The 25,611-nt window shown below is 72.1% G+C and carries 27 protein-coding genes and 1 pseudogene; 12 read left to right on the top strand and 16 right to left on the bottom strand.

The window, feature by feature from the left end; translation table 11 throughout:
• The first annotated feature begins 33 nt into the window (after nucleotides 1–33).
• Entirely contained in the window at nucleotides 34–174 is a 141-nt protein-coding gene (locus B2363_RS10820; protein WP_286930101.1) for a hypothetical protein, read from the top strand.
• Nucleotides 171–1,511, top strand: a complete 1,341-nt coding sequence (locus tag B2363_RS10825) for an MFS transporter (protein ID WP_286930102.1) — start codon at nucleotides 171–173, stop codon at nucleotides 1,509–1,511. Before B2363_RS10820 ends, B2363_RS10825 begins: the two co-directional genes overlap by 4 nt.
• A 10-nt stretch (nucleotides 1,512–1,521) precedes the next feature.
• Here B2363_RS10825 and B2363_RS10830 read toward each other — a convergent pair whose 3' ends face one another.
• The 3 genes from B2363_RS10830 to B2363_RS10840 form a co-directional block, all read right to left on the bottom strand.
• Nucleotides 1,522–2,499: an SRPBCC family protein gene (locus B2363_RS10830; RefSeq protein WP_286930103.1), complete on the bottom strand. Its 978-nt coding sequence runs from the start codon at nucleotides 2,497–2,499 to the stop codon at nucleotides 1,522–1,524.
• An 11-nt stretch (nucleotides 2,500–2,510) separates the two neighbouring features.
• On the bottom strand, nucleotides 2,511–2,864 hold the full coding sequence (locus B2363_RS10835; protein ID WP_181756518.1) for an ArsR/SmtB family transcription factor: 354 nt from the start codon (nucleotides 2,862–2,864) through the stop codon (nucleotides 2,511–2,513).
• A gap of 76 nt (nucleotides 2,865–2,940) precedes the next feature.
• The gene (locus B2363_RS10840) at nucleotides 2,941–3,984 is read right to left on the bottom strand and encodes an ornithine cyclodeaminase (protein ID WP_286930104.1); all 1,044 of its coding nucleotides are present in this window, start codon (nucleotides 3,982–3,984) and stop codon (nucleotides 2,941–2,943) included.
• 191 nt (nucleotides 3,985–4,175) lie between these two features.
• On the opposite strand from B2363_RS10840, the gene B2363_RS10845 reads away from it, so the two are divergent.
• The 3 genes from B2363_RS10845 (at nucleotide 4,176) to B2363_RS10855 (ending at nucleotide 8,265) form a co-directional block, all read left to right on the top strand.
• Complete coding sequence (locus tag B2363_RS10845; RefSeq protein ID WP_286930105.1) at nucleotides 4,176–4,844, top strand: TetR/AcrR family transcriptional regulator; 669 nt, start codon at nucleotides 4,176–4,178, stop codon at nucleotides 4,842–4,844.
• A 290-nt stretch (nucleotides 4,845–5,134) separates the two neighbouring features.
• Nucleotides 5,135–5,962: a formate dehydrogenase accessory sulfurtransferase FdhD gene (gene fdhD, locus B2363_RS10850; protein WP_286930106.1), complete on the top strand. Its 828-nt coding sequence runs from the start codon at nucleotides 5,135–5,137 to the stop codon at nucleotides 5,960–5,962.
• Nucleotides 5,962–8,265: an FdhF/YdeP family oxidoreductase gene (locus tag B2363_RS10855; protein ID WP_286930107.1), complete on the top strand. Its 2,304-nt coding sequence runs from the start codon at nucleotides 5,962–5,964 to the stop codon at nucleotides 8,263–8,265. The genes fdhD and B2363_RS10855 overlap by 1 nt, the downstream gene beginning before the upstream one ends.
• Before the next feature lie 182 nt (nucleotides 8,266–8,447).
• Here the strand turns inward: B2363_RS10855 and B2363_RS10860 are convergent, their stop codons facing one another.
• Nucleotides 8,448–9,665 carry an MFS transporter gene (locus tag B2363_RS10860; protein ID WP_286930108.1) on the bottom strand — a complete coding sequence of 406 codons (1,218 nt, stop codon included), beginning with the start codon at nucleotides 9,663–9,665 and terminating at the stop codon, nucleotides 8,448–8,450.
• A gap of 42 nt (nucleotides 9,666–9,707) precedes the next feature.
• Here B2363_RS10860 and B2363_RS10865 point away from each other — a divergent pair, with 42 nt between their 5' ends.
• Nucleotides 9,708–10,340 carry a trimeric intracellular cation channel family protein gene (locus B2363_RS10865; protein WP_286930109.1) on the top strand — a complete coding sequence of 211 codons (633 nt, stop codon included), beginning with the start codon at nucleotides 9,708–9,710 and terminating at the stop codon, nucleotides 10,338–10,340.
• Nucleotides 10,341–10,377: 37 nt separating this feature from the next.
• On the top strand, nucleotides 10,378–12,156 hold the full coding sequence (locus B2363_RS10870; RefSeq protein WP_286930110.1) for an ABC transporter ATP-binding protein: 1,779 nt from the start codon (nucleotides 10,378–10,380) through the stop codon (nucleotides 12,154–12,156).
• A 9-nt stretch (nucleotides 12,157–12,165) separates the two neighbouring features.
• Here the strand turns inward: B2363_RS10870 and B2363_RS10875 are convergent, their stop codons facing one another.
• Entirely contained in the window at nucleotides 12,166–13,812 is a 1,647-nt protein-coding gene (locus B2363_RS10875; protein ID WP_286930111.1) for a lipase family protein, read from the bottom strand.
• Nucleotides 13,813–13,852: 40 nt separating this feature from the next.
• Complete coding sequence (locus tag B2363_RS10880; RefSeq protein WP_286930112.1) at nucleotides 13,853–14,881, bottom strand: Gfo/Idh/MocA family protein; 1,029 nt, start codon at nucleotides 14,879–14,881, stop codon at nucleotides 13,853–13,855.
• 34 nt (nucleotides 14,882–14,915) lie between these two features.
• Here B2363_RS10880 and B2363_RS10885 point away from each other — a divergent pair, with 34 nt between their 5' ends.
• Genes B2363_RS10885 through B2363_RS10895 form a run of 3 tightly spaced genes read left to right on the top strand, consistent with a single transcriptional unit; the run spans nucleotide 14,916 to nucleotide 17,277 of the window.
• Nucleotides 14,916–16,067 (top strand): acyl-CoA dehydrogenase family protein, encoded by a 1,152-nt coding sequence (locus B2363_RS10885; protein WP_078700474.1) that lies wholly within the window; start codon nucleotides 14,916–14,918, stop codon nucleotides 16,065–16,067.
• Nucleotides 16,064–16,555, top strand: coding sequence for a DUF456 domain-containing protein (locus tag B2363_RS10890; protein WP_286930113.1), 492 nt, complete (start codon nucleotides 16,064–16,066; stop codon nucleotides 16,553–16,555). The genes B2363_RS10885 and B2363_RS10890 overlap by 4 nt, the downstream gene beginning before the upstream one ends.
• A gap of 17 nt (nucleotides 16,556–16,572) precedes the next feature.
• Entirely contained in the window at nucleotides 16,573–17,277 is a 705-nt protein-coding gene (locus tag B2363_RS10895) for a VIT1/CCC1 transporter family protein (RefSeq protein ID WP_286930114.1), read from the top strand.
• A gap of 4 nt (nucleotides 17,278–17,281) precedes the next feature.
• On the opposite strand, the gene B2363_RS10900 is transcribed toward B2363_RS10895, so the two are convergent.
• Nucleotides 17,282–17,482, bottom strand: a complete 201-nt coding sequence (locus B2363_RS10900; RefSeq protein ID WP_286930115.1) for a hypothetical protein — start codon at nucleotides 17,480–17,482, stop codon at nucleotides 17,282–17,284.
• A gap of 101 nt (nucleotides 17,483–17,583) precedes the next feature.
• Between B2363_RS10900 and B2363_RS10905 the strand changes: the two genes are divergently transcribed.
• Nucleotides 17,584–17,901, top strand: a complete 318-nt coding sequence (locus B2363_RS10905) for a hypothetical protein (protein WP_286930116.1) — start codon at nucleotides 17,584–17,586, stop codon at nucleotides 17,899–17,901.
• Between the two features lie 59 nt (nucleotides 17,902–17,960).
• Complete coding sequence (locus B2363_RS10910) at nucleotides 17,961–18,407, top strand: CAP domain-containing protein (protein WP_286930117.1); 447 nt, start codon at nucleotides 17,961–17,963, stop codon at nucleotides 18,405–18,407.
• A gap of 4 nt (nucleotides 18,408–18,411) precedes the next feature.
• Here the strand turns inward: B2363_RS10910 and cls are convergent, their stop codons facing one another.
• The 9 genes and pseudogenes from cls to B2363_RS10955 form a co-directional block, all read right to left on the bottom strand.
• Nucleotides 18,412–19,875: a cardiolipin synthase gene (gene cls / locus B2363_RS10915; protein ID WP_286930118.1), complete on the bottom strand. Its 1,464-nt coding sequence runs from the start codon at nucleotides 19,873–19,875 to the stop codon at nucleotides 18,412–18,414.
• 49 nt (nucleotides 19,876–19,924) lie between these two features.
• Nucleotides 19,925–20,329, bottom strand: a complete 405-nt coding sequence (gene arfB / locus B2363_RS10920) for an alternative ribosome rescue aminoacyl-tRNA hydrolase ArfB (RefSeq protein WP_078700480.1) — start codon at nucleotides 20,327–20,329, stop codon at nucleotides 19,925–19,927.
• Nucleotides 20,319–20,912, bottom strand: coding sequence for a PadR family transcriptional regulator (locus tag B2363_RS10925; protein ID WP_286930120.1), 594 nt, complete (start codon nucleotides 20,910–20,912; stop codon nucleotides 20,319–20,321). Before B2363_RS10925 ends, arfB begins: the two co-directional genes overlap by 11 nt.
• A 124-nt stretch (nucleotides 20,913–21,036) precedes the next feature.
• Nucleotides 21,037–21,465 (bottom strand): CBS domain-containing protein, encoded by a 429-nt coding sequence (locus tag B2363_RS10930; protein ID WP_181756535.1) that lies wholly within the window; start codon nucleotides 21,463–21,465, stop codon nucleotides 21,037–21,039.
• Nucleotides 21,466–21,535: 70 nt separating this feature from the next.
• Complete coding sequence (gene hisN / locus B2363_RS10935; RefSeq protein ID WP_181756536.1) at nucleotides 21,536–22,432, bottom strand: histidinol-phosphatase; 897 nt, start codon at nucleotides 22,430–22,432, stop codon at nucleotides 21,536–21,538.
• 34 nt (nucleotides 22,433–22,466) lie between these two features.
• The gene (gene rsgA, locus B2363_RS10940; protein ID WP_286930121.1) at nucleotides 22,467–23,444 is read right to left on the bottom strand and encodes a ribosome small subunit-dependent GTPase A; all 978 of its coding nucleotides are present in this window, start codon (nucleotides 23,442–23,444) and stop codon (nucleotides 22,467–22,469) included.
• Entirely contained in the window at nucleotides 23,441–24,703 is a 1,263-nt protein-coding gene (gene aroA / locus B2363_RS10945) for a 3-phosphoshikimate 1-carboxyvinyltransferase (RefSeq protein ID WP_286930122.1), read from the bottom strand. Before aroA ends, rsgA begins: the two co-directional genes overlap by 4 nt.
• Nucleotides 24,700–25,185 (bottom strand): DoxX family protein, encoded by a 486-nt coding sequence (locus B2363_RS10950; RefSeq protein ID WP_286930123.1) that lies wholly within the window; start codon nucleotides 25,183–25,185, stop codon nucleotides 24,700–24,702. Before B2363_RS10950 ends, aroA begins: the two co-directional genes overlap by 4 nt.
• Before the next feature lie 42 nt (nucleotides 25,186–25,227).
• Nucleotides 25,228–25,611, bottom strand: a pseudogene (locus B2363_RS10955) (hypothetical protein); the annotation flags it as partial.

Consider the following 25,611-nt stretch of genomic DNA (forward strand, 5'->3'; position numbering starts at 1 on the left):
CCTCAACCATAGTTGAGGTTGTTCCATGAAGCCATGCTCCAGTCGAAGCCCTCCCGGCGCCGCCGGGTCCGCCCGTCCCTGTCCACCCGCGCCCGCCTCGTCGACGGCTGCATCCGGCTCGAGGAGAGGGACCGCTTCGTGGCCGCCGGCGTGATCAGTCTGCGACTGCGGTGAGCAGCGCACTGCGGACGGCGCCGTCCGGCTCGCCCTGGGCGGGCCCGCACCTGCGCACGACGGTCGGCGTCTTCTCGCTCGCCTTCCTGTTCGCGTTCGAGTCCCTGGCCGTCGCCACCGTGATGCCCGAAGTGGCTCGGGATCTCGACGGCCTCTCGCTCTACGCGCTGGCGTTCGCCGCGCCGATGGCCGCCTCCGTGGTGGCGCTGTCCGTGGCCGGTGAGTGGGTCGACCGGCACGGCACCGCCCGGGCGCTGGTCGTCGGTGTGCTGGTGTTCTGCCTCGGGGTCGTGGTCGCCGGGCTGGCGCCGTCGATGGAGGTCTTCCTCGTCGGCCGGCTCGTCCACGGCCTGGGTGGCGGCGTGCTGGGTGTCGCGCTCTACGTGGTCGTCGCGGAGTCCTACCCGGCCGTCCTGCGGCCCCGGGTGTTCGCGGTGATGACGGCCGCGTGGGTCCTGCCCGCCCTCGTGGGGCCGCTGCTCGCGGGGGTCATCGCGGACCTCGTGGGATGGCGTTGGGTCTTCCTCGCGGTTCCTGCCGTGGCTCTCGGGTCGTGGTGGCTCGTGCGGTCGGCAGCCGGGGCGCCGGGGGAGTCCTCGGTCATGGTCGACCGACGGCGACTGGGATGGGCCGCACTCGCGGCGACCGGCGTCTCGGCGCTGGCCGTCGGCGGTCAGCGCCAGCTCGAGGGCTGGCTCGTCCTCGTGGTGGGCGGCACCGTGGCCGCCCTCGTCGCCGCGGGGCGCCTGCTCCCTCCCGGAACCTGGCGGGCCAGGCCGGGACTGCCGGCCGTGCTCGTCGCGCGAGGTCTCGTCGGGGCGTCGTTCGCCGGTGCCGAGGCCTACCTGCCGCTGCTGCTGACGACCGAGCGTGGGCTCTCCCTCTCGCAGGCCGGACTGGTGCTGACCGCCGCCGCCGTGGCGTGGTGCCTCGGAGCGCAGGCCGCCGCGCGGGTGCCGGCGCTGGGCGACGAGCTGCTCCGCGTCCGGCTCGGCACCTCGCTGGTGGCGGTGGCGGTGGCGACCACGGCGACCGTGGGGCTCGGCGGCGTCCCGCTGGTGCTCCCCGTCGTGGCGTGGGCCGTCGCCGGGTTCGGCATCGGCATGGCGTTCTCGACGCTCGCGGTGCTCGCGCTCGCCACCGCCGACGACGGCGAGGCGGGTCGGGTCTCCTCGTCCCTGCAGCTCAACGACGCGCTGGTCCAAGCCTTTGCGATGGCCGTCGGCGCGGTCGTCTTCGCCGCGTTCGTCGGATCCTCGCCGGTCGTGGGAGCGACCCTGCTCGTGCTCGCCTCGGGCGCCGTCGCAGCCGCAGCGGTGCCGCTGCGGCTGCGATGAGGGGCCTGCGTCAGGCGGTGGCGAGCACCTCGCGCTCCAGCCGTGCGTAGCTGGTCTCCATGCCGTCCGTCATGCCGGTGGCCAGGATCTGGTCGCGCAGCTCGCGGCTCGGGTAGGTGATCACGACGGTCAGCAGGGTGCCGCCCTCGACGGGGGTGAGGGTCTGCTCGTTGAGCGTCCCCTCGCCCTCCATCCCGATCATCCGCTCGGTGGTGACGCTGCGGGTGGGGGCGTGGACCTCGAGGAGCTCGCCGGTGAAGCCGAACCGGTTGCCGCCGCCCTCCTGCTCCCACTCGTAGCGGTAGGTGTCACCGACCTCGGTGGCCACCTCGCACACCGGCATCGTCCAGCCGTCGGGCCCGAGCAGCCAGCGCTTCATGAGATCGGCCTCGGTGTGGGCGCGCCACACCTGCTCGACGGTGCCGCGGATGACACGGGTGATGCGCACGTGCGTGTCGTCGAGCAGCTGGGTCTGCGTGCCCGACCCGGCGGCGAAGGAGGCGAGGTCGGCCAGGACCTCGTCCATCTGGCCCATCGCCGAGGTCATGCCCTCCTCCATGCCGCTCGCGATCAGCTGCTCGAGGTCCTGCAGCGAGGCGAACCACGTGGTGGTGGTGACCCGCGAGCCCTCGCCGGTCTCCTCGAAGGCGAAGCTCATCCGCATGGACGGCATGTCGCGGTTCGGGACGCCGGGCTCGGAGGCGAAGCCGTCCTCGACCTCGAAGCCCTTGCCCTCGTCGACGGACAGGAACTTCCAGTACCCGGCGCTCGTCTCGCCCTCGGGGCCGGTCATCACGTAGTGCGACTCGCCGGCGGCGGTCATGTCATGGCGGCTGAACGTGGCGGGCCACTCGACGGGTCCCCAGAAGCGCTCGAGCTGGCGGGGGTCGGCGTAGGCGTCCCACAGCCGGCGGACCGGCACGGGGAAGTCGGCGACCACGGTCATGGTCAGGTCGTCGGTGTCCTTGGACACGGAGGTGATGGGCATGGTGGTGCCTTTCAGGAGGGGTCGGGGTCTTCGGCCAGCAGGGCGTCGAGACGCTCGACGCGCGAGCGCCAGAGGAGCTCGAACTCGTCGAGCAGGTGCTGGGCCCGGGCGATCGTGTCGGGATTGCCACGGACCAGTCGCTCGCGGCCTTGTCGGTGCTTGGTCACCAGTCCGGCCCCTTCCAGGACGGCCACGTGCTTCTGCACCGCGGCGAACGACATGTCGTACGAGTCGGCCAGCCGGGACACGGACGCCTCGCCCACGAGGGTGCGTCGGACGATGTCGCGTCGGGTGGCGTCGGCGAGGGCGTGGAAGATGCGGTCGACCTCGGCGTCGGTCAGCTCGTTCTGAGTATGTACAACCATTTGGTTGCAGGTTAGACCCGCGCCCGGACAGACGTCAACCCCTGCGCGACATGGCCGTGCAGGGGGTCGAGGAGTGTCAGGAGATGGCGACCAGGGTGTCGGCGCCGGCCACCAGGCCGAAGAGGTCCTTGGGATCGGCGGGGTCGGCGACGAGGTCCAGCCAGCCCACCAGGTCGGTGCCCGCCACGGACTCGTGCGCGTAGCGCAGCGCCGCGAAGTCCTCCACGGCGAACCCGACCGAGTCGAAGACGGTCACGTCGGTCGCGTCGCGACGTCCCGCGGCGGTCCCGGCGATGACCTGCCACAGCTCGGTGACGGGGTGGTCGGCCGCGACCGCCTGGATCTCGCCCTCGATGCGGGTCTGGGGCTCGAACTCCACGAAGATCGAGGCACGGTGCAGGATCGCCGGGTCGAGCTCGGTCTTGCCGGGGCAGTCGCCGCCGATCGCGTTCACGTGCACGCCGGGCGCCACCATGTCGTCGGTGAGGACGAGGGCGCGCTGCTTGTCGGCCGTGCACGTGGTGATCACGTCCGCGCCGAGCACCGCCTCCTCGGCGCTGCTGGCGAGGTGCACGTCGAAGCCGAGGGGTTCGACGTTGCGCACGAACTTCGCCAGAGCGCCGGGGTCGACGTCCCACACGCGCAGCGACCGGATGCCCAGCGCGGCGCGGAAGCCGAGCGCCTGGAACTCGGCCTGCGATCCGGTGCCGATCATCGCCATGACCTGCGCGTCCTGACGGGCCAGGTGACGAGCCGCCATCGCCGAGGTGGCCGCCGTGCGCAGCGCCGTCAGCACCGTCATCTCGGCCACGAACGTGGGATAGCCCGAGGCGACGTCGGCCAGGACGCCGAACGCGGTGACGGTCTGGAGGCCACGCGCCGGGTTGGCGGGGTGGCCGTTCACGTACTTGAAGCCGTAGGCCGCGCCGTCGCTCGTGGGCATCAGCTCGATGACGCCTTCGGGGGAGTGCGCGGCGACGCGCGCCGTCTTGTCGAACGCGGTCCAGCGCCGGAAGTCGGCCTCGACGGCGTCGGTCATGCCGGCGATGACCGCCTCGGCGCCGCGGGTGCGGACCCAGCGGATGGTGTTCGTGACGTCGAGGAAGGGCACGGAGCTCATGAAGCCAACGCTACGCAGGCGTTGTGGTGCAAACAATCGCGTTTTCTTGCGATCTCGCGTGCGAAACGTTGCGTCTCGGCGGGGTCGGAGCAACGATTCCCCACCCAGGTGTCGGGGCCGGGCCGGGGGACCGGCGAAAAACCCCGTGAGGAACAGGAGACACCCGGGAATTGCAGGGCTAGCCTGACCCGGTGCCCGACGACGCCCTGAGCCTGCTGCCCGAGCGGCTGGAGCTGCCGCGCGGCCGGGCGGCGCTGCCCGAGCGCGAGGTCGAGGCGTCCCAGCGGGGCCGCATCCTGCAGGCCGTCTGCGACGAGGTCGCCGCCGCGGGGTACGCCCGAACGACCGTCACCGGCATCACCCGGCGCGCGCGGGTCTCGCGGACCACCTTCTACCAGTGCTTCTCCGACAAGGAGGAGGCGTTCGCGTCGGCGCACGAGACGATCAGCGAGCAGCTGGTCCAGTTCATCCGCGACCAGGCGATGCGGACGCCGGACTCGGCGTGGGAGGAGCGGATCGAGCTCGGGGTGCGGGGCCTGATGGCCTGCCTGGAGGCCCGGCCCACGTTCGCCCGCAGCTTCCTGGTGGAGGTCCACGTCGCGGGCGACCGCGTGCGACGCCAGCGCGACCTCGTCGTCGAGCGCCATGCCCGCAGCCTCGCGCGGGTGGCCACGCTCGCCGCGGCGGCCGGGGCCGAGGTCCGCGTCCCCACCGAGCTCGAGGTCATCGGGGCGATCGGGGCGACCGAGGAGCTGGTGTCGCGCCAGATCCGCGCCACGGATCCGCGACGGCGGCTCCGGCTCTCGAGCGTCGTGCCCCCGGTCGTCGCGATCCACTCGGCGCTGCTCCGCCCCGTCTGAAGCTGCCGCGATTCTGGCTGGAATCCCAGTCAGGACATTGGTGAGTAAGTATTTGTTCCATTTTCGGGCGGACTTGTGTACCGGTCCGGTACTTTTGGCGGGCGGCAGGCTTCGAGCTCACACCCTCGAGTCTGCCGGGAGGGAGTACTCGGTCCCCCAGCCGAGTCGTGTCTGTCTGTGAGTCGGTGCCTTCGCACAACCCCCCGATGGCGGGGGCACCGACTCCGACCGAACCCCCGCCGCCGCCCGATCACCCGGCTCGCCGCCGCGTTCTGACATACCGTGGCTCCATGACCAAGCCAGCCGTCCGCCGCCGCGTCACCGTGGTGGAGCAGGGCCGCTCCCGCGTCCGTGAGGACCGGCTGACCGGCGAGGAGCCGCTCGAGATCCGGCTGAACGGCCGCTCGCTCGCCGTCACGATGCGCACCCCGGGCCACGACGTCGAGCTCGCGCTGGGCTACCTCGTGTCCGAAGGCGTGATCACGCGGCGTGAGCAGGTGCGCTCGGCGCGCTACTGCGCCGGTGCCACCGAGGAGGGGCTCAACACCTACAACGTGCTCGACGTCCAGGTGGAGTCCGATGCCCACGTCGACCACCTCGCGCTCGAGCGTCACGGCTACACGTCGTCCTCGTGCGGCGTGTGCGGCAAGACCAGCATCGAGGCGGTCACCACGAAGTCGGCGTTCGACGTCTCCGGCGACGCGTTGCGCGTGCCCGCCGAGCTGATGTCGGGGCTGCCCGACCGCATGCGCGGCGTCCAGTCGGTGTTCGACCAGACGGGCGGTCTGCACGCGGCGGGTCTCTTCGACGGCCGCACCGGCGAGCCGCTGGTCGTGCGCGAGGACGTCGGTCGCCACAACGCCGTGGACAAGGTCGTCGGCTGGGCGCTCGAGCACGAGAAGCTGCCCCTGGCCGGTTGCGTGCTGCTGGTGTCCGGGCGGGCCGGCTTCGAGCTCGTGCAGAAGGCGTCCATGGCGGGCGTCCCCGTGCTCGCGGCGATCTCGGCGCCCTCGTCCCTGGCCGTGGAGCTGGGCGAGGAGGCCGGCCTCACGGTCGTCGGCTTCCTGCGAGGGCCGTCGATGGTGGTCTACTCCCGACCCGACCGGGTGGTGGCGTGATGGTGCGCAAGCCTCCGGTCGACGACCCGAACGACGACGCCATCGAGGTCACCGGGCTGAAGAGCTGGGCCGCGGGCCTTCCCGGCGTCCTGCACGCGATGCGGCCTGCGCTCAGTGCGATGGGTGTGGCGCGGACGGCGAAGCTGCTCACGTCGATCAACCAGAAGGACGGCTTCGACTGCATGAGCTGCGCGTGGCCCGACCCGGGCCGGCGCCACTCGGCCGAGTTCTGCGAGAACGGCGCCAAGGCGGTCACGTGGGAGGCGACCCCGCTCACCGTCCCGCGCGAGTTCTGGGCCGAGCACTCGGTGCACGACCTCGCAGGCAAGAGCGAGTACTGGCTGGGCCAGCAGGGCCGGCTCACCGAGCCCGTCTACAAGGCGCCGGGGGAGGACCACTACCGGCCGGTGTCGTGGGACGAGGCGTTCACGCTCGCGGCGCAGGCGCTCAACGGCCTCGACCACCCCGACCAGGCGGCGTTCTACACGTCGGGCCGCGCCTCGAACGAGGCCGCCTTCGTCTACCAGCTGTTCGTGCGCGCCTTCGGCACGAACAACCTGCCCGACTGCTCGAACATGTGCCACGAGTCCACCGGCACCGCCATGGTCGAGACGATCGGCGTCGGCAAGTCCACGATCACCTACGAGGACGTGCCGCAGGCCGACCTGATCATCATCATGGGTCAGAACCCGGGCACCAACCATCCGCGGATGCTGTCGGCGCTGGAGCGCGCCAAGCATGCCGGCGCGTCGATCATCGCGGTGAACCCGCTGCCCGAGGCCGGGCTGATCCGGTTCAAGAACCCGCAGAACGTACGGGGCGTAGTCGGCAAGGGCACCACGATGGCCGACCAGTTCTGCCAGATCCGCCTCGGGGGCGACGGGCCGCTGCTGCAGGCCGTGATCCAGCGCGTCCTGGCCGCCGAGGACGCGGCGCCCGGCACCGTGCTGGACCACGACTTCATCGAGCGGCACACCTCGGGGCTGGAGGAGCTGCGCGCGAGCGTGGCCGACCTCGACGACGCCGCGGTGCACGCGGCCACGGGGCTGACCACCGAGGAGATCGACGAGTTCGCCCGGCGCTACCTCGCCGCCGACCGCGTCATCGTCACGTGGGCGATGGGGCTGACCCAGCACACCCAGGCGGTCGCCACGATCAAGGAGATCATCAACCTGCTGCTGCTGCGGGGGCACATCGGCCGCCCGGGCGCCGGTGCCTCGCCGATCCGCGGGCACAGCAACGTGCAGGGCGACCGCACGATGGGCATCTGGGAGAAGATGCCCGAGAGTTTCATGGACGGGCTGGCCGCCGAGTTCGGCTTCGAGCCGCCGCGGAAGCACGGCTTCGACTCCGTCAACGCGGTGCGGGCGATGCAGCGCGGCGACGTGCGCTTCTGGATGTCGCTGGGCGGCAACTTCGTCTCGGCGATCTCGGACACCGGGGCGGCCGAGGCGGCGCTGCGCGGCACGGCGATGACCGTGCAGGTCTCCACGAAGCTCAACCGCTCGCACGGCGTCACCGGCGAGGCCGCGCTGATCCTGCCGACGATCGGCCGCACCGAGATCGACCGCCAGGCCTCGGGCGAGCAGTTCGTCACGGTCGAGGACACGGTGTGCGCCGTGCACGCCTCCCGCGGGCGCGTCGAGCCGGTCGCCGACACGCTGCTGTCGGAGGTGGCGATCGTGAGCCGGCTCGCCAGGGCCACGCTGGGGGACCGGCAGCCGGTCGACTGGGCGGCGTTCGAGGCGGACTACCGGACGATCCGGCACCACATCAGCCGCGTCGTCCCGGGCTGCGAGGACTACGAGCGCAAGGTCACCGATCCGGACGGCTTCGTCCTGCCGCACGGGGCCCGCGACTCACGCACCTTCGACACCGCCACGGGGCGCGCGATGTTCACCGCCAACCGGTTCGAGCCGATCACGCTGGCGCCCGGACGCCTGCTGCTGCAGACGGTGCGCTCGCACGACCAGTTCAACACCACGATCTACAGCCGCAACGACCGCTACCGCGGCATCAAGTCGGGGCGCGACGTGGTGTTCGTCCATCCCGACGACCTGGCCGAGCGCGGCCTCGCCGACGGCGACCTCGTCGACGTGTCCAGCGAGTGGCCCGACCAGCCCGACCGGGTGCTGCGGGGGTTCCGCGCCGTGGCGTTCCCGACGGCCCGCGGCTGCGCCGCCGCCTACTTCCCCGAGGCCAACGTGCTCGTGCCGCTGGACTCCACCGCGCGCGACTCGAACACCCCCGTCTCGAAGGCGGTCGTCGTCCGCATCGAGCCCGCCGCCACCCCCCAGCGCTGAGCTGGTCTCGATACGCCGCTCGCTGCGCTCGCGAGCTACTCGACCACCGGGTCCGCACTCGCGAGCTGCTCGACCACCGGGTCCGCAGTCGCTCGCTGCGCTCGCGAGCTGCTCGACCACCGGGTCGGCAGCCGGTGGTTGAGTAGCGGGGCGAGGGACGAGCCCGCGTATCGAAACCACGGTCACCGGGCGAGCGGGTCGGCCGTCTCGGTGTGGGACTCCGCCGAGCGCGGGAGCAGCCACGCCACCGCGAGTCCGGGCACGGCCCACAGGGCCATGACGAGCAGCGCCGTGGCCGGGTCGCCGATCGCCAGCTGGACGGTCAGCACCACGAGCACCGCGCCGAGGTTGCCCGCGAGGAGCAGCAGGCCCGTGACGGTGCCGGCGCGCGTGGGCCCGACGTGCACCTCCGACCAGTCGAGCACCACCGGCAGCGTGCCCATCAGCATGAAGCCGACGAGCGCCAGGCCCACGTAGACCAGCCACACCGGCTGGATCGCCGCGAGCGTCAGCATCACCACGGCGAGCGTGGCGGTCGCGCCGATCGCGACGGCCCGCCGGGCGTCGCGCGCCGCCGCGAGGCTCGGCAGCACCGCCGCACCCGCGATACCCGCCAGGGTCATCGTGGCGATGACGGGTCCGGCCAGCCCGGGGTGTCCGAAGTCCACCAGGATCGAGTCGAGCCACGTCGCGATCCCGTTGTAGATCCCGAAGCCCAGGAACAGCAGTCCCGCCATCTTCCAGACCAGCCGGTCCGAGCGCAGCGCGCCCAGGCGGGCGCGGCCGAGGGTGTCGACGGAGTGGGCCGGCAGTCGCAGGCTCGCCAGGACCGCGGTCGCGGCCACGGTCGCGAGGACCGCGTGGGACACCAGAAGCAGGCGGAAGCCGCCCGCGTCCACCAGCAGGCTCGAGGTCAGCACCGCCACGAGGATTCCGGCGTACTGCGCTCCGGCCGCCACCGAGATGGCGGTGGTCTGCTCACGCGGCGGGAAGTGGCGCGCCGCCACCTTCGTCAGCGCATTGAGCACGAGCGGCTGTCCGATCGACATGATCAGCTGGCCCGCCAGGATCGTGCCGTACGACAACGGGTCGAGCGCGCGCACGATCGCTCCGGCCGCGGTGAACAGGGCACCCGCCGCGAGGGCGCGCTCGTACGAGCGGTCCATCCAGCGCCCGGCGGGGATCGCCAGCAGCACGAAGGCCGCGGCGTTGACCACGGCGAGGTCGCCGACGGCCCCCTCCGAGACGCCCAGGCGCTCGGCCGTCTGGGGCGTGACGGCGGCGAAGGTGAGCCACAGGACCTGCGTGGTCGTGACGAGCAGCGCGAACGCGGCGAGGGCCAGCCAGCGGGTCGCGAGGACGCGAGCGGCGTGGTCGGTCGGCGGGGGAGTCCGGGCCATGCTGCGCACGCTACTGGCTGGAGCGCCCCCTACGGTGGATGCGTGAACGACGATCTCTTCGCGGCCGCCGAGGTCATCGGGATCGTCGCCTTCGCGGTGTCGGGCGGGTACGCGGCCGTCCGCGCCGGCATGGACTGGCTCGGCGTCGTCGTGCTGGCCGTCGTGGTGGCGGTCGGCGGCGGCACGCTGCGCGACCTGATGCTCGGGATCGAGCCGGTCTGGTGGGTCAGCGCGCCCGGGATGCTGATCGTCGCGGCGGTGACGTCACTCGTGGTGATCGCCGTGGCGGCCCGGCATCCGCAGTCGAAGGTCGACTCCTGGCGCATCGTCCTCTACGCCGACGCCGTGGGGCTCGCCGCGTTCACCGTCACCGGGGCGTCGATCGCCCTCGCGGAGGACGTCCGTCCCTGGGTGGCGATCGTCTTCGGCGTCATCACCGGCACCGGCGGCGGCGTGATCCGCGACGTGCTGGCGCGCCGCAAGCCGCAGGTCCTCGTGGGCGAGATCTACGCCCTGGCGTCCATCGCGGGGGCGGCGCTCTACGTGATCCTGCTCGAGACCACGGTGCCCAGCGGGGCCGCCGCGCTGTCCGCCGGGGCCCTCGTGCTGGTGGTCCGCGCCGGCGCGATGCGCTGGCACTGGCACCTGCCCCGATTCCCCGAGCCCCATGCCTGAGACCCGTCCGAACCACCGACCCACCGAGGAGCACCGGATGTCCGACCGCGCCGAACGCGCGCCCCTGGAGGAGCTGTGGCGGCGGTACGACCGGTACCGCAAGCGGCTCGTCCTCGCCGTCGTGCTCTCCACGGTCAACAAGGTCGCCGACGTGGTGCCCGAGCTGCTGATCGGTGCCGCGGTCGACGTGGTGGTGCGCGGCGAGGGGTCCTTCGTGGCGGAGGTGCTCGGCGTCGAGTCGCGCTTCGCCCAGCTGGGCTGGCTGGCCGCGATCAACGCGCTCGTGTGGATCGTCGAGTCGGCGTCGCAGTACTTCGCCGCCGTCACGTGGCGCGGCCTGGCGCAGTCGGTGGAGCACGACCTGCGCGTCGAGGCGTACGACCACGCGCAGCGGCTGGACGTGCACTGGCACGAGGGCCGTCCGCAGGGGTCGACGCTGGCCACCATCAACGACGACGTGAACCAGCTCGAGCGGTTCCTCGACATCGGTGCCCCCGCGCTGCTGCAGACCGCGCTCAACATCGTGCTGGTCGGCGCCGTCTTCGCGATCGCGTCGTGGGAGCTGCTGCTCCTGGCGTTCCTGCCGATCCCGCTCATCGTGTTCGGGTCGCTGTGGTTCCAGCGCCGGCTCGAGCCGCTCTACGCCCAGGTGCGCGAGCGGGTGGCCGACCTGTCGGGCCTCATCGCGGCCAACCTCGGCGGCATCACCACGATCAAGGCGTTCACGGCCGAGGATCGCGAGCGCGATCGCGTCGAGCAGGCCTCGGCCGGCTACCGCCAGGCGAACGTCGACGCGATCCGGTCGTCGGCGGCGTTCGTCCCGCTCGTGCGGATGGCGATCCTCGTCGGCTTCACGTGCACGCTGCTCTTCGGCGGCTGGGCCACGCTGAACGGCGAGCTGGAGGTGGGCCTCTACTCCGTCCTGGTGTTCATGACCCAGCGCCTGCTGTGGCCGCTGACCGAGATCGCCGAGATGCTCGACCTCTATCAGCGTGGCCGCGCGTCGACCGCACGCATCCTGGCGCTGATCGACGAGCCCATCGACGTGCCGGCGGGCACGGTCGCGCTGCCCTCGCCCGTGGCCGGGCGCCTCGAGCTCTCCGGGGTCCGCGCGGGGTACGCCGACGGACCCGACGTGCTGCACGGCATCGATCTCGTGGTCCCGGCCGGCGAGATGCACGCGATCGTCGGTCCCACCGGCGCGGGCAAGTCGTCGCTGCTGCGTCTCATGCTGCGCTTCGACGACCCGCGCTCCGGTGAGGTCAGCCTCGACGGCCGCGACCTGCGCGAGCTCGAGTGGGAGTCGCTCCGCGGCTCGATCGGCTACGTCTCGCAGGACGTGTTCCTGTTCGCCGGCACGATCGCGGAGAACATCGCGTACGGGCGTCCCGGGGCCGACCGTGAGGCCGTCGCCGAGGCGGCCCGCCAGGCCGCCGCCGACGGCTTCATCGAGGCCCTGCCGCTCGGCTACGACACGTGGGTGGGGGAGCGGGGCGTCACGCTCTCGGGAGGCCAGCGCCAGCGGCTCGCCCTGGCTCGCGCGCTCCTGCGCGACCCCGCGGTGCTGATCCTCGACGAGGCCACGAGCGCGGTCGACAACGAGACCGAGGCCGCGATCCAGGTCTCGCTGCAGACCGCCACCCGCAACCGCACCGCGATCATGGTGGCCCACCGACTCTCCACGGTGCGTCACGCGGACCGCATCTGGGTGCTGGACGCGGGTCAGGTCATCGAGGCCGGGACCCACGACGAGCTCGTCGCCGCCCGCGGTGCCTACGCCGCCCTCTGGAGCGTGCAGACGGGCTCCGTGGCCTGAGGAGCGGTGTCAGCAGGTGGTCGTGGTGGGCTCGCCGGCGAAGCGGTCGGCGGTCCACGCGAGCAGCTCGTCGACGAACGGTGAGTCCTCGAGCAGCAGGTCGCCGTGGCCGCGGCCCGCGTAGGTGCGGTAGTCCAGGGACTGGCCGGCCGCGCAGCGCTCGCGCACGTAGGCGTCCTGCAGTCCGAGCGTGACGACCCGGTCGCGCTCGCCCTGCGCGATCAGGACGGGCGCCTCCATCGTCCCGGTCGCGTCGTTCTCGCTGAGCCGCCGGCCCAGCCCGCCCTCGTACAGCGAGTTCGCCACGAACCGATCGGCCATGATCCGCGCCTCGGTCACGGAGACCTTGGACGTGGGGGACCGCAGGCACCGGTCGGCGATGCGCTCCATCGGCAGTCGCGCGCTGGCCCGGACGTAGTCGCCGGGCTCCACGTCGGGGTACGTCCCCGCGTACGCGGCCAGGGCGTAGGCGACGAAGATCGTGCCGACGGGTCGGCGCTGGAGGTCGCGCAGGAACGTGGCCGGACTGCTGACGGGGGACATCGCGGCGACCCCGGCCAGCGGCACGTCGGGTGCGTAGGCGGGCTGCGTCATCGCGGTCCACAGGGCGGCGTGGCCACCTTGGGAGTGGCCCCACACGACGGTCTCGCTCGACAGCGACAGCTGCGGGATGCGCCGCGCGGCTCGGACGGCGTCGAGCACCGAGCGAGCCTCGCCCGAGCCGATGAGGTACGGCTGGACGCCGCGCGTGCCCAGGCCCGGGTAGTCGGGCGCGACGACCGCCCAGCCCTCGTCGAGGGCCGCGTGGACGGCCGCGATGCCACCGGCGCCGATCGTGCGCGTGCGGCGCAGGCTCGGCGCGCACCGCCGGTCGAAGCCGGTGGTGCCGTGGGCCCACGCCACGACGGACGCCCGGGCGCGGAGCCGCTCCTCGGGGACCGCGACCAGCGCACTGGCCACCGTGGGCTCGTCGCCCGCCTGCGTGGTGCTGTAGAGGATGCGCCACGCCCGCGCGCCCTCGGGCACGTCGGTGGTGAAGGGCTCGGCCCGCAGCAGAAGCCCGGGGGAGCGGGGCGCCTCGTCGGGCGCGGTGTAGAAGCCGTCGGGCTTCGGCGCGGCCACCGTGACGGCGACCGTGTAGCCCGCGAGAGCGACCGCGGTCACCAGCACGAGGCTCGCGACGAGGGGCCGCGGGACGCGCGCCCCCAGCCGCGGGAATCCGAACAGCACGAGCCGCAGGCCGAGGACGACGCCGATCACGAACACCGTGACGTCGGGCCAGGCCAGCGCGAGGACGCCGAGGATCGCGAGCCCGACGCCGAGGGCCAGCTCGGACCGGAAGCGCCGGCGCCTCACCCGGGTGAGTCCCTCGCCGAGCAGCACCACGGCGAACACGGTGACGAGGACGCGCACGTTCCAGTGCGGCTGGAGCGCCAGCACCACCGAAGCGACGAGCAGGACGCCGCCCACCACCCGGTCGCGCAGGCGGGATCCGGTCAGCGCCTCGTGCGCGCCGATCACCGCGAGCGCGGCGACCGAGACGACCAGCAGGACGTCCGTGGCGCTCAGGGGCCGCGCCATCAGCACGACGCCGACGACGATCGCCACGGCGACGAGCGCGGGCGCGGCGCGGCGGCGGGATCGATCGGGACGCATGGGGCTCCACCGTAGACCGACCGCCCCGCTCAGCGAGGGACTACTCCCCGGGCAGCACCATGCCCAGCTGGGCCCGCACCTCGTCCATCAGGCCCATGACCCGCCGGGTCTCCGACCACGGCAGCAGCGGCGACTCCGGCTGGCCCTCGGCCACGCGCCGGGCGAGCTCGGCAGCCTCGAACCGCAGGCCCAGGTGCGCGTCGGGCGAGGCGGGCGCCCACGTGTCCAGCACGCGATCGGCGGGATCGACCAGACGGATCGCCGACGGCTGGTAGAACGGCCCGTCGAGCTCGAGCCGGGCCTCGGTGCCGCTCACGCTCGCCACGGTGGGCGAGGTCGCGGACATGGTGGCGCTGATGGCCGCGATCGCGCCCGACGCGTCGCGCAGGCCGATGTTCTCCTGCTCGTCCACCCCCAGCGGCGTGAGGGTGCCCGTCGCACGGACCTCCACGATCTCCGGCATGAGCATCGCCGCGAGGTGCAGCGGGTACACGCCGAGATCGAGCAGTGCGCCGCCGGCGAGCGACGGCTCGGCCAGTCGCGCAGGACCGTCGGGGTAGAGCAGCTGCCCGTGGTCGGCCTGGACGAAACGGACGTCGCCGATCAGGCCGTCCTCGACGGCCCTCCTCACGACGTCGTACCCGGGGAGGAAGCGCGACCACATCGCCTCGACGCACGTCACGCCCGCCTCCTCGGCGGCCTCCAGCACCGCGTCGGCCTCGGCGGCGTTGCGGGTGAACGCCTTCTCGACCAGCAGGTGCTTGCCCGCGCCGATCGCCAGCAGGGCGTGCTCGAGGTGGGCCGAGTGCGGTGTCGCGACGTAGACCGCGTCGACCTCGGGATCGCCGACGAGGTCCTCGTACGAGCCGTGCGCCCGCGCGATGGCGGAGCGGTCGGCGAACGCGCGCGCCTTCGCGAGGTCGCGGGAGCCGACGGCCACGACCTGCTGCGTGGTGCCCTCCTGCAGCGCAGCGGTCATCACCGCGGCGATGCCCCCGGCGCCGAGGATGCCCCACCGCAGCGGCGGTGCGTCGCGAGGATCGGACGTGCGAGGCACGGGGAGCATCATGCTCTGCATCGTAGGTCGATGGCAGGATCAGGGCATGGATCTGAGCCTGAACGAGGACCAACGCAGCTTCCGCGCGCTCGCGCGCGACTTCCTGGACAAGGAGGTCGTGCCGTACCGCGCAGAGTGGGACCGCGTGGAGTCCGTCGACACCGCGATCATCCCCAAGCTGGGCGACATCGGCTTCCTCGGCCTCACGATCCCCGAGGAGTACGGCGGTATCGGGGGCGACTACGTCACGTACGTCCTCGCGATGGAGGAGCTCGGCCGCGCCGACTCGGCCATCCGCGGCATCGTCTCGGTCTCGATGGGACTGTGCGGCAAGTCGGTGCTCCAGTTCGGCACCGAGGAGCAGAAGCAGCGGTGGCTGCCGGGCATCGCCTCGGGTCGCGAGCTGGGCTGCTTCGGCCTGACCGAGCCCGACCACGGCTCCGACGCCGGCAACCTGAAGACGCGTGCGGTGCGCGAGGGCGACGACTGGGTCATCAACGGCTCCAAGATCTTCATCACGAACGGCACGTGGGCCGACGTCGCGCTGGTCTTCGCCCGGACGGGAGGACCGGGCGCGAAGGGCGTCTCGGCGTTCCTCGTCCCCACCGACACCCCCGGCTTCGAGGCCACCGAGGTGAAGGGCAAGCTCGGTCTGCGCGGCCAGGCCACGGCGGCCCTGTCGTTCGACGACGTGCGCGTGCCGGCCGACGCGCTGCTGGGCGAGGAGGGCCAGGGCTTCCGCATCGCGATGACGGCACTCGACAAGGGCCGCGTGGGCATCGCCGCCAGCTGCGTCGGCATCGTCCAGGGCTGCCTGGAGGCCACGGTCGAGTACACCACCGCGCGCGAGCAGTTCGGCAAGCCGATCGCCAGCTACCAGATGGTGCAGGACATGATCGCCGAGATGTCGGTGGACGCCGATGCCGCGCGGCTGCTCACGTGGCGCGCCGCCGACCTCATCGAGCGCGGTGAGCGCTTCAGCGTCGAGGCGTCGAAGGCCAAGCTGTTCGCCTCCGAGGCCGCCGTGAAGGCCGCCAACCTCGCGATCCAGGCCTTCGGCGGCTACGGCTACGTCGACGAGTACCCCGTGCAGAAGTACATGCGCGACGCGCGGGTGATGACGCTCTACGAGGGCACCAGCCAGATCCAGAAGCTCATCATCGGTCGCGCCGAGACCGGCATCAGCGCGTTCTCGTGAGCGGCACCGTGCTCGACCTCCTGGTCGCGCTGGCCATCCTCGCGGGGCTGGTCGGCGCCGCGGTGCAGGTCATCCCCGGCGGGCTCGTGGTGGGCACCTCCGTCTTCGTCTGGGGAGCGGTCACCGGCGGCACGCTCGGCTGGTCCGTGGCGGCGGTCGCGGTGGTCCTCACCGTGGCGGCGCTCGTGCTGAAGTACCTGCTCGCCGGTCGCTACCTGAAGGCGCGCGGTGTGCCGAACCGCAGCCTGCTCGTTGGTGCCGTGCTCGGCATCATCGGCTTCTTCGTCATCCCGTTCGTCGGCCTGTTCATCGGCTTCATCGGTGGCACCTACCTCGCGGAGCTGCAACGGCTGCGTGACCCGCGCGCCGCGAGGCAGGCCACGGCGCACGCCATGCGGGCCACCGGGATCTCGATCCTCGTCGAGCTGGCGCTCGCGCTGGTGACCGCGATGGTGTGGCTGGGAGCGGTGCTGTCGGTGCGCCTGTGACGGGCTAGCCTGCGGTCATGGTCGTCGAGGAGCCGCACGCCGGAGTCACGTCGCAGAAGCTGAACTGGCTTCGGGCCGGCGTGCTGGGCGCCAACGACGGCATCGTGTCGGTGGCCTCGCTCGTGGTGGGCGTCGCCGGCGCCACGAACGACACGAGCGCGATCGCCACGGCCGGGACCGCGGCCCTCGTGGGCGGCGCGATCTCGATGGCGCTGGGCGAGTACGTCTCGGTCAGCAGCCAGCGCGACTCCGAGCGCAACCTCATCGCGATCGAGAGGCACGAGCTGCGCGACGACCCCGAGGGCGAGCTCGCCGAGCTCGCCGAGATGCTGCAGGACCGCGGCATCAGCGCGACCACGGCGCGCCAGGCCGCGCGCGAGATGACGGAGCACGACGCGCTCGCCGCCCACCTCGAGGTCGAGCTGGGACTCGACGAGGACGACCTCGTGAGTCCGTGGCACGCGGCGTTCTCGTCGGCGGTCGCGTTCACGCTGGGCGGCTTGCTGCCACTGGCGGCGATGCTGCTCACCGGACTCGAGTGGCGCGTGGGCGTGACGTTCGTGGCGGTCCTGGTGGCGCTGGCGCTCACCGGCTCCGTCGCGGCCCAGATCGGGGGCGGGCCGAAGGGTCGTGCCGCGCTGCGCCTCGTGATCGGCGGCGCGCTCGCGCTCGTGCTGACCTACGCCATCGGCCAGGCGCTGGACACCTCTGGGATGGTCTAGCGGATCAGCCGTTCTCGTCCTCGTCCACCGGAACCGGGCGATCGGGGTCGGGGACGAGCAGGTCGTCGTCGTTCTGCCAGGCTTCGCGGCGCTGGTCGACGGCGTCCGCGGGGTCGGCCGCGGGCTCGAGGTCGGGATCGCCGTCCTCCAGGGGGCTGTCGGGCAGGGGGCTGTCAGGCAGCGGCTCGTCGGGGCTCGTGGTCATGGTGCCTCCTTCGGTCTGGTTCGATCCTGCCCCAGGCGGGGCCGGCGCGCAGCCCTGCGCAGCGGGTGCGGACCGACCGCGTGGCGCAGTAGGTTCGGGGCATGGAGCAGTACTCGCCCACCGAGCGCCGGGGCTATCGGCGCTTCGCCGTCGCCGGCATCCTCTTCCTGCTCGCGCTCGGCCTGTTCCCGGCCACCGCGGCGGTGCTGGACGACACCGCCGAGGGCCTGATCCTGCCGCTGTTCATCGCGGTGATGGTGGTGGCGGGCATGCTGATGTGGGCGCTCGTGCCCGGGGTGTCCAGCCGTCCCCACAGCCGGAGTCGCCTCGTGGGCCTCGGTGCCCTGGTGGGACTGATCGCCGCGGGCATCGCGATCGGCGTGTTCTTCGCGCTGCTGAACGGGTACTCGGGCGCCTGACCCCTGCGATCGCAGGCGGAAGGTTGATCGTGACCCGTGCTTCTGGTCACACTGGACGCATGCGCCACATTCTTTCGGCATTCCTGGTAGCCCTCGCGCTGGTGGTCGTCCCGGCCGCCCCGCAGGCGTCGGCGATGTCCAACGCCACGTTCGGCAAGAAGCTGCACCAGCAGACGAACACGTCGCGCGCGTTCCGCGACATCAAGAAGCTGAAGTACCAGAAGTGCATCGACCGCTACGCGCAGCGCCAGGCCAACCGGATGGCCAAGAAGCGCAAGATCTACCACCAGGATCTCGGCCCGATCCTGCGTGCGTGCGACCTCAGCCGCGTCGGCGAGAACGTCGCCACGGGCTTCACCTCGCCGAAGGCCAACGTCAAGGCGTGGCTCAAGTCGCCCGGCCACCGGCGCAACATGCTGAACCGCAAGTACACGCGGCTGGGCATCGGCGTGGCCAAGGCCGGCGGCCGCACCTACACCGTGCAGGTCTTCGGGCGCCCCGCCTGATCCCTCACTGGAGGGTCGCGGTCAGCCGCATCGCGTTGTCGACGAAGCGCGTGCCGGCCGGCCGCTCCTCCCACTCCTCGAGCAGCAGCTCGCGCGAGAGGTCGCGGTAGGTGTCCTCGACCACGCGGATGCGCTCGACCACGCCACGGTCGGGCACCATCAGGCTCATCTCGTAGTTCAGTGCGAACGAGCGCATGTCCATGTTGCTGGTGCCGACCACGGCGATGTCCTCGTCGATGCTGAAGTGCTTCGCGTGCAGCACGAACGGCTTGGGGTACAGCCAGATGCGCACGCCCGCCTCCAGCAGCTCGCGGTAGTAGGACGCCTGGGCGTGCCCGACCATGAACTGGTCGGCCTGCTCGCTGACGAAGAGCTCCACGTCGACGCCGCGCTGGGCGGCCGTGGTGACCGCGTAGAGCAGCGTCTCGTCCGGCACGAAGTAGGGGCTGGTCAGGCTGATCCGGTGCCGCGCGCTGTAGATCAGCGACGTGAACAGGCGCAGGTTGTTCTCCGCCTCGAAACCCGGACCGCTGGGCACCAGCTGGGCGTGGACGCCCACCACGTCGCGCGGGGAGTGCGGGGTCTGGTCGACCGCCTGCATCTCGACCTCGAGCACCTCGGAGGTCTCCAGCGCCCAGTCCGCCGCGAACAGCGCGTCGATCGTGGCGACGACCGGGCCCTCGAGGCGCATCCACAGCTCCACCCAGGCACGCCCGACGGCGAGGTTCTTGGGCTTGTTGTACGAGGGGTGCGTCAGGTTGAGCGATCCGGTGAAGCCGACCACGTCGTCCACCACGAGCAGCTTGCGGTGGTTGCGCAGGTCGGGCCGGCGGAAGCGCCGCTTCAGCGGCAGCAGCGGCATCATCAGGTGCCACTGGATGTCCGAGGCGGCGAGCCGTTTCTTGAGGTCCTTGTACCCCGGGATCCCGCGGGTGCCGAGGTGGTCGAACAGCAGCCGCACCGTGACGCCGCGCGCGGTGGCGCGGTCGAGGGCGTCGAAGAACGGGATCGTCATCTCGTCGAGCGCCATGATGTAGAACTCGACGTGCACGTGCCGCTGCGCGGTGTCGATCGCCGCGATCATCTCGTCGATGGACTCCTGGTAGTCCGGCAGCAGCGTGACGTGGTTGCCCGCGGTGAGCGGCATCGACGCCAGGCGCTGGTTGAGCCGGACGATGGGCGGCAGGTAGTCGGGCGCGTCGTCCGGCAGCTTGCTGGTCAGGGCCTCGGTCTGCCGCGCGATGACGGCGTTGGCGGCGGTGAGCTGGCGGTGGCGCTGGTGGCCGATGCGGGCGCTGCCGAAGAACAGGAACGCCACCAGGCCCAGGAACGGCGCGAACACGATGAGGATCAGCCACGCCATCGCGGTCTGCGGGCGGCGACCCTCTGGGATGATGCCGATCGCCGCGATGTTGATCGTGACGATGGTGACGACGGCGGCCAGCGAGATCAGCGTGCCCGGTTCCATGGAGCGCAGGCTATCGGTCAGTGGGCCCCCGAGGGGGATGCTGCGGGATTCACCAGTCGCGGCGGTCGCGCTTGACCTGGCTGCGCCGCTTCTTGGCGTCCAGGCGACGTTCGACCGAGCCGCGCGTCGGCCGGGTGGGCCGGCGGCGCTTGGCCGGGCGCAGGGCCTCGGTCACGAGCTGCTCGAGCCGCAGGACGGCGTCCTCACGGTTGCGCAGCTGCGAGCGGTGGGTGGACGAGACGACCGAGACCTTGCCGTCGACGAGCCGGCCACGCAGGCGCGCGGCGACACGATCCCGCTGGTCCGGGGTCAGCACGGTGCTGTCGGTGGGGGACCACAGGACCTCGACCCGCGTCTCGGTGGTGTTGACGTGCTGGCCGCCCGGGCCGGAGGAGCGGCTGAAGCGCCAGCTCAGCTCCGACTCGGGCAGCCGGATGCGACCGTCAGGCGTCATCGTCCGCGAGGAGGCCGTACAGCTGGCGCCGGGCCTCGTTGACGACGTCGACCGCCTTCGCCTGCTGGGCCGGCGTGCCGACCGTCATGACCTGGCGGGCGGCCGCCGAGAGCGTCTTGAGCGACGTGATGAGGGCAGTCGACTCGGCGTCGCCGCCGCGCCGGAGCTGCTCGGGGTTCCACGGCTCGCCGAGCGCCTCGCGGTGCTCCTCGACGTAGGACTTCCCCTCGTCGGTGAGGGTCGCGGTCTTGCGACCGTCGACGCGCTCGAACTCGACGAAGCCCTCGTCCTCGAGCTGCTGCAGGACCGGGTAGATCGAGCCGGGGCTCGGCGACCAGGCGCCTTCGCTGCGCGCGGCGATCTGCTGGATCAGGTGGTACCCGTGGGCGGGTGCCTCGTCCAGCAGCAGGAGAGCGGCGGCGCGGACGTCGCCACCCTTGCGGCCGCGGCGCGGACCACGAGGTCCGGGGCGGCCCGTCCGGCCGGGACCGAGGTCCCAGTCGAAGTCACGGGGTCCGCCGGGGCGACGCCCGCGGCGGGGGTGCCGGTGCTGGCCGGCGGGTTCGGGAGGAGTGCTGTGCATGCTCGTCCCCTTTCGGTGTTCCTCGGCACCAGTGCGGTACCGATGCATTAACGATATATCGAATCTATATCGTCATGCAACGTGAGTACGGGCACACGGGTGCCCCGGGGCAGCGCGACGCGGGTCAGCCCTGGACGTAGTGGGTGAGCTGGTCGCGCTCGAACTCCAGCTGGTCCATCCGGAACTTCACGGCGTCGCCGATGCTCAGCACGCCGACGATCTCGTCGTCCTCGAGGACGGGGATGTGCCGGACGCGGTGCTCGGTCATCGAGCTCATGAGCGATCCGAACGAGTCCTCGGGCGTGCACACCTGCACGTCGGTGGTCATGATCTGCTGGACGGTCGCCTCGCGCGGATCGGGCAGCGCGCGCAGCTTGCGGACGATGTCGCGCTCGGACACGATGCCCGCCATCGACTTCCCGTCCGGGCTGACCACCAGGGCGCCGATGTTGTGCTCGGCGAGCAGGTCCAGCAGCTCGTCGACCGTGGCATCGGGCGAGATGGTGAACACCGCCGAACTGCCCTTGGCGCTGAGTACGTCACGAACACGCATATGGTGCCTCCTCGATGTGATCGGCAGTGTAGCCCGCATCACACCCGGGCGCAGGTGCCGATCTCGAGGGTCAGTCGTCGCGGGTGAAGCGCAGTCGCGTGACGTTGTCGGCGAGCTGCTCGCCGTCGCCCTCCTCGGGCTCGTCGGGCCACGAGGGCTCGTCGTCGGGGAAGTGGCCGAGGTAGGCCATCACCGTGTCGTGCAGGCGCCCGTTCGTGGCCACCGCGTTGGCGCCCCAGGGTCCGGGCTCACCGGCGAGGCTCGTGAACTGGCCGCCGGCCTCACGCACGATGATGTCGAGCGCCGCCATGTCCCAGACGTTCAGCTCGGGCTCGGCCGCGATGTCGACCGCGCCCTCGGCCACCATCATGTACGACCAGAAGTCGCCGTAGGCGCGCGTGCGCCAGCACTGGCGCAGCAGCGCGTCGAACTCGCCCTGGCGTCCGATCTGGCTCCAGCTGGGGGCCGAGGAGTACGACAGCGACGCGGCGGTCAGCTCGCGGACCCCGGACACGTGGATGGGCCGCGTCTGACGGAAGGACTTGCCGGTGTGGGCGCCGTCGCCCTTCATGGCCCACCAGCGGCGGCCGATGGCCGGCGCCGAGACGCAGCCGACGACGATCTCGCCGGCCTCCTCGAGGGCGATGAGCGTGGCCCACACGGGGACTCCGCGGACGAAGTTGGAGGTGCCGTCGATCGGGTCGATGATCCAGCGCCGGTCGGCGTTCTCGGCCGTGCCCTCGGTCTCGCCGGACTCCTCGCCCAGGACGATGTCGCGTCCGCGGGAGGTCTTGAGCGTGCGGCGGATCGCGTCCTCGACCGCACGGTCGGACTCCGTCACGTACGTCATGTCGGGCTTCGTGGAGACCTCGAGGTCGAGGGCTCCGAAGCGGTCCATGCTGAGGTTGTCGGCGGAGTCGGCCAGGACGTGGGCCAGGCGCAGGTCGTCCAGGTACGGGTTGGCCATGGGCCCACCCTACGGTCTGGCCTCCTCGCGCAGGTCAGTACTCGTCGGCGAGCGACCGGCTGGCCATGATGCGCCGGAACGACTGGAGTCGCGCCGGGTCGATCTCGCCGTTCGCGGCGGCCACGTCGAGGGCGCACTCGGGCTCCCCGGCCAGGTGCGTGCAGCCCCGGGGGCAGTCGCGGGCGGCGGTGTTCAGGTCGGCGAAGGCGCGCAGGATCCGCTCGATGTCCACGTGGGCCAGGCCGAACGAGCGGAACCCGGGGGTGTCCACGATCCGTCCGCCGAAGGGCAGCGGCAGGATCATCGCCGAGGTCGACGTGTGGCGGCCGCGGCCCGTGACCTCGTTGACGTGGCTCGTGGTGCGGTGCGCCTCGGGCACGAGGGCGTTGACGAGGGTGGACTTGCCGACGCCGCTGTGGCCGATCAGCACGCTGGTGCGATCGCGCAGCAGGTCGCGCAGCGGCTCCAGGTCGCCGTCCTGACGGGTCGTCACGGTGCGCACGTCCAGCGGCTTCAGCTGGGCGACGATCTCGTCGGCCGGCGCGAGGTCGACCTTCGTCAGGCACACGGCCGGGTCCATGCCGGCGTCGTAGGCCGCGACGAGGCAGCGATCGATCAGGCCAGGACGCGGCGGCGGGTCGGCCAGCGCGGTGACGATCACCAGCTGGTCGGCGTTGGCCACGACGACGCGCTCGATCGGGTCGTCGTCGTCGGCGCTGCGGCGCAGCACCGTGCGGCGGTCGCGGACCTCCACGATGCGGGCGAGGCTGCCGGGCTGGCCGGAGACGTCGCCCACCACGCGCACCTCGTCGCCCACCACGACGCCCTGGCGTCCCAGCGGTCGAGACTTCATGGCGGTGACGACGGTGCCGTCGTCGAACAGCAGCGTGTAGCGGCCACGATCCACCGTGGTGACGACGGCGACGACCGCGTCGGAGTAGTCGGGCCGGTCCTTCGTGCGTGGACGGGTGCGCCGGCGCGGGCGCTCGTACTGGGCGTCCTCGTCCCTCACGGCACCAACCGTCCCCAGTCGTCGGCGAACCCGGGATACGTCTTGGCGGTGGTGCCGATGTTCTCCACGACGACGCCCGGAACGCGCAGGCCGATCACGGCGGCGGCGTGGGCCATGCGGTGGTCGTCGTAGGTGGCGAAGCTGCCGCCGCGCAGGGGGGCTGGCGTGATGCTGAGGCCGTCGGGCTGCTCCTGCACGGAGCCGCCGAGCCGGTTGATCTCCGTGGCCAGCGCGGCAAGGCGATCGGTCTCGTGGCCCCGCAGGTGGCCGATCCCGGTCAGCCGGCTGGGGCCCTCGGCGAGAGCGGCCAGGGCAGCGACCACGGGGGTCAGCTCGCCCACGTCGTGGAGGTCGAGGTCGACGCCCGCGAGGCGCTCGGGACCGGTGACGACGAGGTCGCTGCCGTCGCGCTCGGCGCGGCCGCCGAACGCCACGGCGAGCTTGCGCCAGGCGTCCCCGGCCTGGTCGGTGTGCTCGGGCCAGTTCCGCACACGCACCCGGCCACCGGTGGCGAGCGCCGCCGCGACGAACGGGCCGGCGTTGGACAGGTCGGGCTCGATCGTGACGTCGAGCGCCTTCACCGGTCCGGGCCGGACGTGCCAGCGACCCGGTGCCTCGTCGACGACCACGCCGCGGCGGCGCAGCTCGGTGACGGTCATCGCGACGTGGGGGAGCGAGGGGAGGGACCCGCCCTCGTGGCGTAGGTCGAGTCCCTCGGTGAAGCGGGGCGCGACGAGCAGCAGCGCCGACACGAACTGACTGGATGCGGAGGCGTCGACCGTGAGGTCGCCGCCGCGGACCGCGGAGGCGCCGTGCACCGTGAACGGCAGGCTGCCCCGCCCGTCGTCGTCCACCCGCACGCCGAGGTCGCGCAGGCTCGAGATGGTGGTGGCCATCGGACGCTCGCGGGCTCGGGGGTCGCCGTCGAACCGTGCCGGACCGGTGCCGAGAGCCGCCACGGGGGGCACGAAGCGCATCACCGTGCCCGCCAGGCCGCAGTCCACCTCGGCCGACCCGACCGGCTCGATCGGGGTGACCGACCAGGACTCAGGTCCTCGCTCGATGCGGGCTCCGAGCGACACGAGCGCGTCGGCCATCAGCTCGGTGTCGCGGGCGGCCAGGGGCAGGTGGACGGTGGAGGGCCCGTCGGCGAGGGCCGCCAGCACGAGGGCGCGGTTGGTCTGGGACTTCGAGCCCGGCAGCAGCACCTCGGAGTCGACGGGCGCCGAGGGATGGGGAGCGTTCCAGTCCATCCTCATCCCCGCAGGTCGTCGAGCTGGTCGACGATCGTGTCCTTGGCCGCGAGGGCGGTGTTCCTCGCACGCCGGCCGAGCCACGGCTTGTGCGGATCCGGGTCGAGGGTCGACAGCAGCAGGCCGCCGGTGAGCGACACGTTCTTCATGAAGTGGGTGAACTGGTTCTTGCGGGCGACGGGATCGGTCTCGTTCCAGAACGGGTGCCCGGCCACCGTGGTGGCGGGCATCGTGGCGGCCAGCACGAGCGCGGAGGTGCGCGGGAGGTGGCCGGTGGCCAGCGTGGCGCCGGCGGCCACGTGCACCGCCGAGTTCAGCCGGATCAGATTCGTCGGCGAGAGATTCGCCTGGGGCGCGACCTTGCGCAGCACGTCGGCCACGGGCTGGGCCTTGTGGGCGAGCGCGCCGGGCTTGCGCAGCGCCATCACCCCGCCGGAGATGAACATCGAGGCGAGCATCGGACGGGCCACCGCGCGCAGGAGAGTCATGGGTTCATCATGCCGCAGAGCGGCCCTGCTGCCGAGGTCCGCTCAGCCGAAGGTGCCCGAGAGCGACGTGCCGCCGCTGGTGACCGAGTAGTTGCCCTGGGGGAACCACAGCGTGTTGATCCGCAGCGCCGGCAGGGTGCGGTTCGCCGCGACCGGCTGGGCGCAGTTCAGCGTGGGGCTGAACTGGCTGGCCCGCGTGCACGTCCAGCCGGACCACCCGGTGATGAGCTCGACACCCGGGAAGCCGCCGGTGAACGTGACGCGCATCTGCACCGTCTGGCCGGGCCGGACGTCGGGGCCGACCGTGAACGCGAACGTCGCCGAGGTCCAGCTCGTGGTCGCCGTGGCTCGCACCGTGCTGTCGGTCGGCTGCGTGGTGGGCTCGGTGGTCGGTTCGGTGGTGGGTTCCGTGGTGGGCTCGGTGGT

The sequence above is a fragment of the Aeromicrobium sp. UBA7512 genome (genome assembly GCF_002476985.1).
Lineage (GTDB): Bacteria > Actinomycetota > Actinomycetes > Propionibacteriales > Nocardioidaceae > Aeromicrobium > Aeromicrobium phoceense.

Excerpts from the sequence above, each read along its gene's own strand:
- B2363_RS10840 (WP_286930104.1), bottom strand. The coding sequence starts at position 3,984 with ATGAGCTCCGTGCCCTTCCTCGACGTCACGAACACCATCCGCTGGGTC.
- B2363_RS10855 (WP_286930107.1), top strand. The coding sequence starts at position 5,962 with ATGGTGCGCAAGCCTCCGGTCGACGACCCGAACGACGACGCCATCGAG.
- B2363_RS10900 (WP_286930115.1), bottom strand. The coding sequence starts at position 17,482 with ATGACCACGAGCCCCGACGAGCCGCTGCCTGACAGCCCCCTGCCCGAC.
- B2363_RS10835 (WP_181756518.1), bottom strand. The coding sequence starts at position 2,864 with ATGGTTGTACATACTCAGAACGAGCTGACCGACGCCGAGGTCGACCGC.
- B2363_RS10885 (WP_078700474.1), top strand. The coding sequence starts at position 14,916 with ATGGATCTGAGCCTGAACGAGGACCAACGCAGCTTCCGCGCGCTCGCG.
- B2363_RS10930 (WP_181756535.1), bottom strand. The coding sequence starts at position 21,465 with ATGCGTGTTCGTGACGTACTCAGCGCCAAGGGCAGTTCGGCGGTGTTC.
- fdhD (WP_286930106.1), top strand. The coding sequence starts at position 5,135 with ATGACCAAGCCAGCCGTCCGCCGCCGCGTCACCGTGGTGGAGCAGGGC.
- hisN (WP_181756536.1), bottom strand. The coding sequence starts at position 22,432 with ATGGCCAACCCGTACCTGGACGACCTGCGCCTGGCCCACGTCCTGGCC.
- B2363_RS10950 (WP_286930123.1), bottom strand. The coding sequence starts at position 25,185 with ATGACTCTCCTGCGCGCGGTGGCCCGTCCGATGCTCGCCTCGATGTTC.
- B2363_RS10875 (WP_286930111.1), bottom strand. The coding sequence starts at position 13,812 with ATGCGTCCCGATCGATCCCGCCGCCGCGCCGCGCCCGCGCTCGTCGCC.
- B2363_RS10880 (WP_286930112.1), bottom strand. The coding sequence starts at position 14,881 with ATGATGCTCCCCGTGCCTCGCACGTCCGATCCTCGCGACGCACCGCCG.
- arfB (WP_078700480.1), bottom strand. The coding sequence starts at position 20,329 with ATGACGCCTGACGGTCGCATCCGGCTGCCCGAGTCGGAGCTGAGCTGG.
- aroA (WP_286930122.1), bottom strand. The coding sequence starts at position 24,703 with ATGAGGATGGACTGGAACGCTCCCCATCCCTCGGCGCCCGTCGACTCC.
- B2363_RS10910 (WP_286930117.1), top strand. The coding sequence starts at position 17,961 with ATGCGCCACATTCTTTCGGCATTCCTGGTAGCCCTCGCGCTGGTGGTC.
- B2363_RS10830 (WP_286930103.1), bottom strand. The coding sequence starts at position 2,499 with ATGCCCATCACCTCCGTGTCCAAGGACACCGACGACCTGACCATGACC.
- B2363_RS10820 (WP_286930101.1), top strand. The coding sequence starts at position 34 with ATGCTCCAGTCGAAGCCCTCCCGGCGCCGCCGGGTCCGCCCGTCCCTG.
- B2363_RS10860 (WP_286930108.1), bottom strand. The coding sequence starts at position 9,665 with ATGGCCCGGACTCCCCCGCCGACCGACCACGCCGCTCGCGTCCTCGCG.
- B2363_RS10870 (WP_286930110.1), top strand. The coding sequence starts at position 10,378 with ATGTCCGACCGCGCCGAACGCGCGCCCCTGGAGGAGCTGTGGCGGCGG.
- B2363_RS10905 (WP_286930116.1), top strand. The coding sequence starts at position 17,584 with ATGGAGCAGTACTCGCCCACCGAGCGCCGGGGCTATCGGCGCTTCGCC.
- cls (WP_286930118.1), bottom strand. The coding sequence starts at position 19,875 with ATGGAACCGGGCACGCTGATCTCGCTGGCCGCCGTCGTCACCATCGTC.
- B2363_RS10895 (WP_286930114.1), top strand. The coding sequence starts at position 16,573 with ATGGTCGTCGAGGAGCCGCACGCCGGAGTCACGTCGCAGAAGCTGAAC.
- B2363_RS10925 (WP_286930120.1), bottom strand. The coding sequence starts at position 20,912 with ATGCACAGCACTCCTCCCGAACCCGCCGGCCAGCACCGGCACCCCCGC.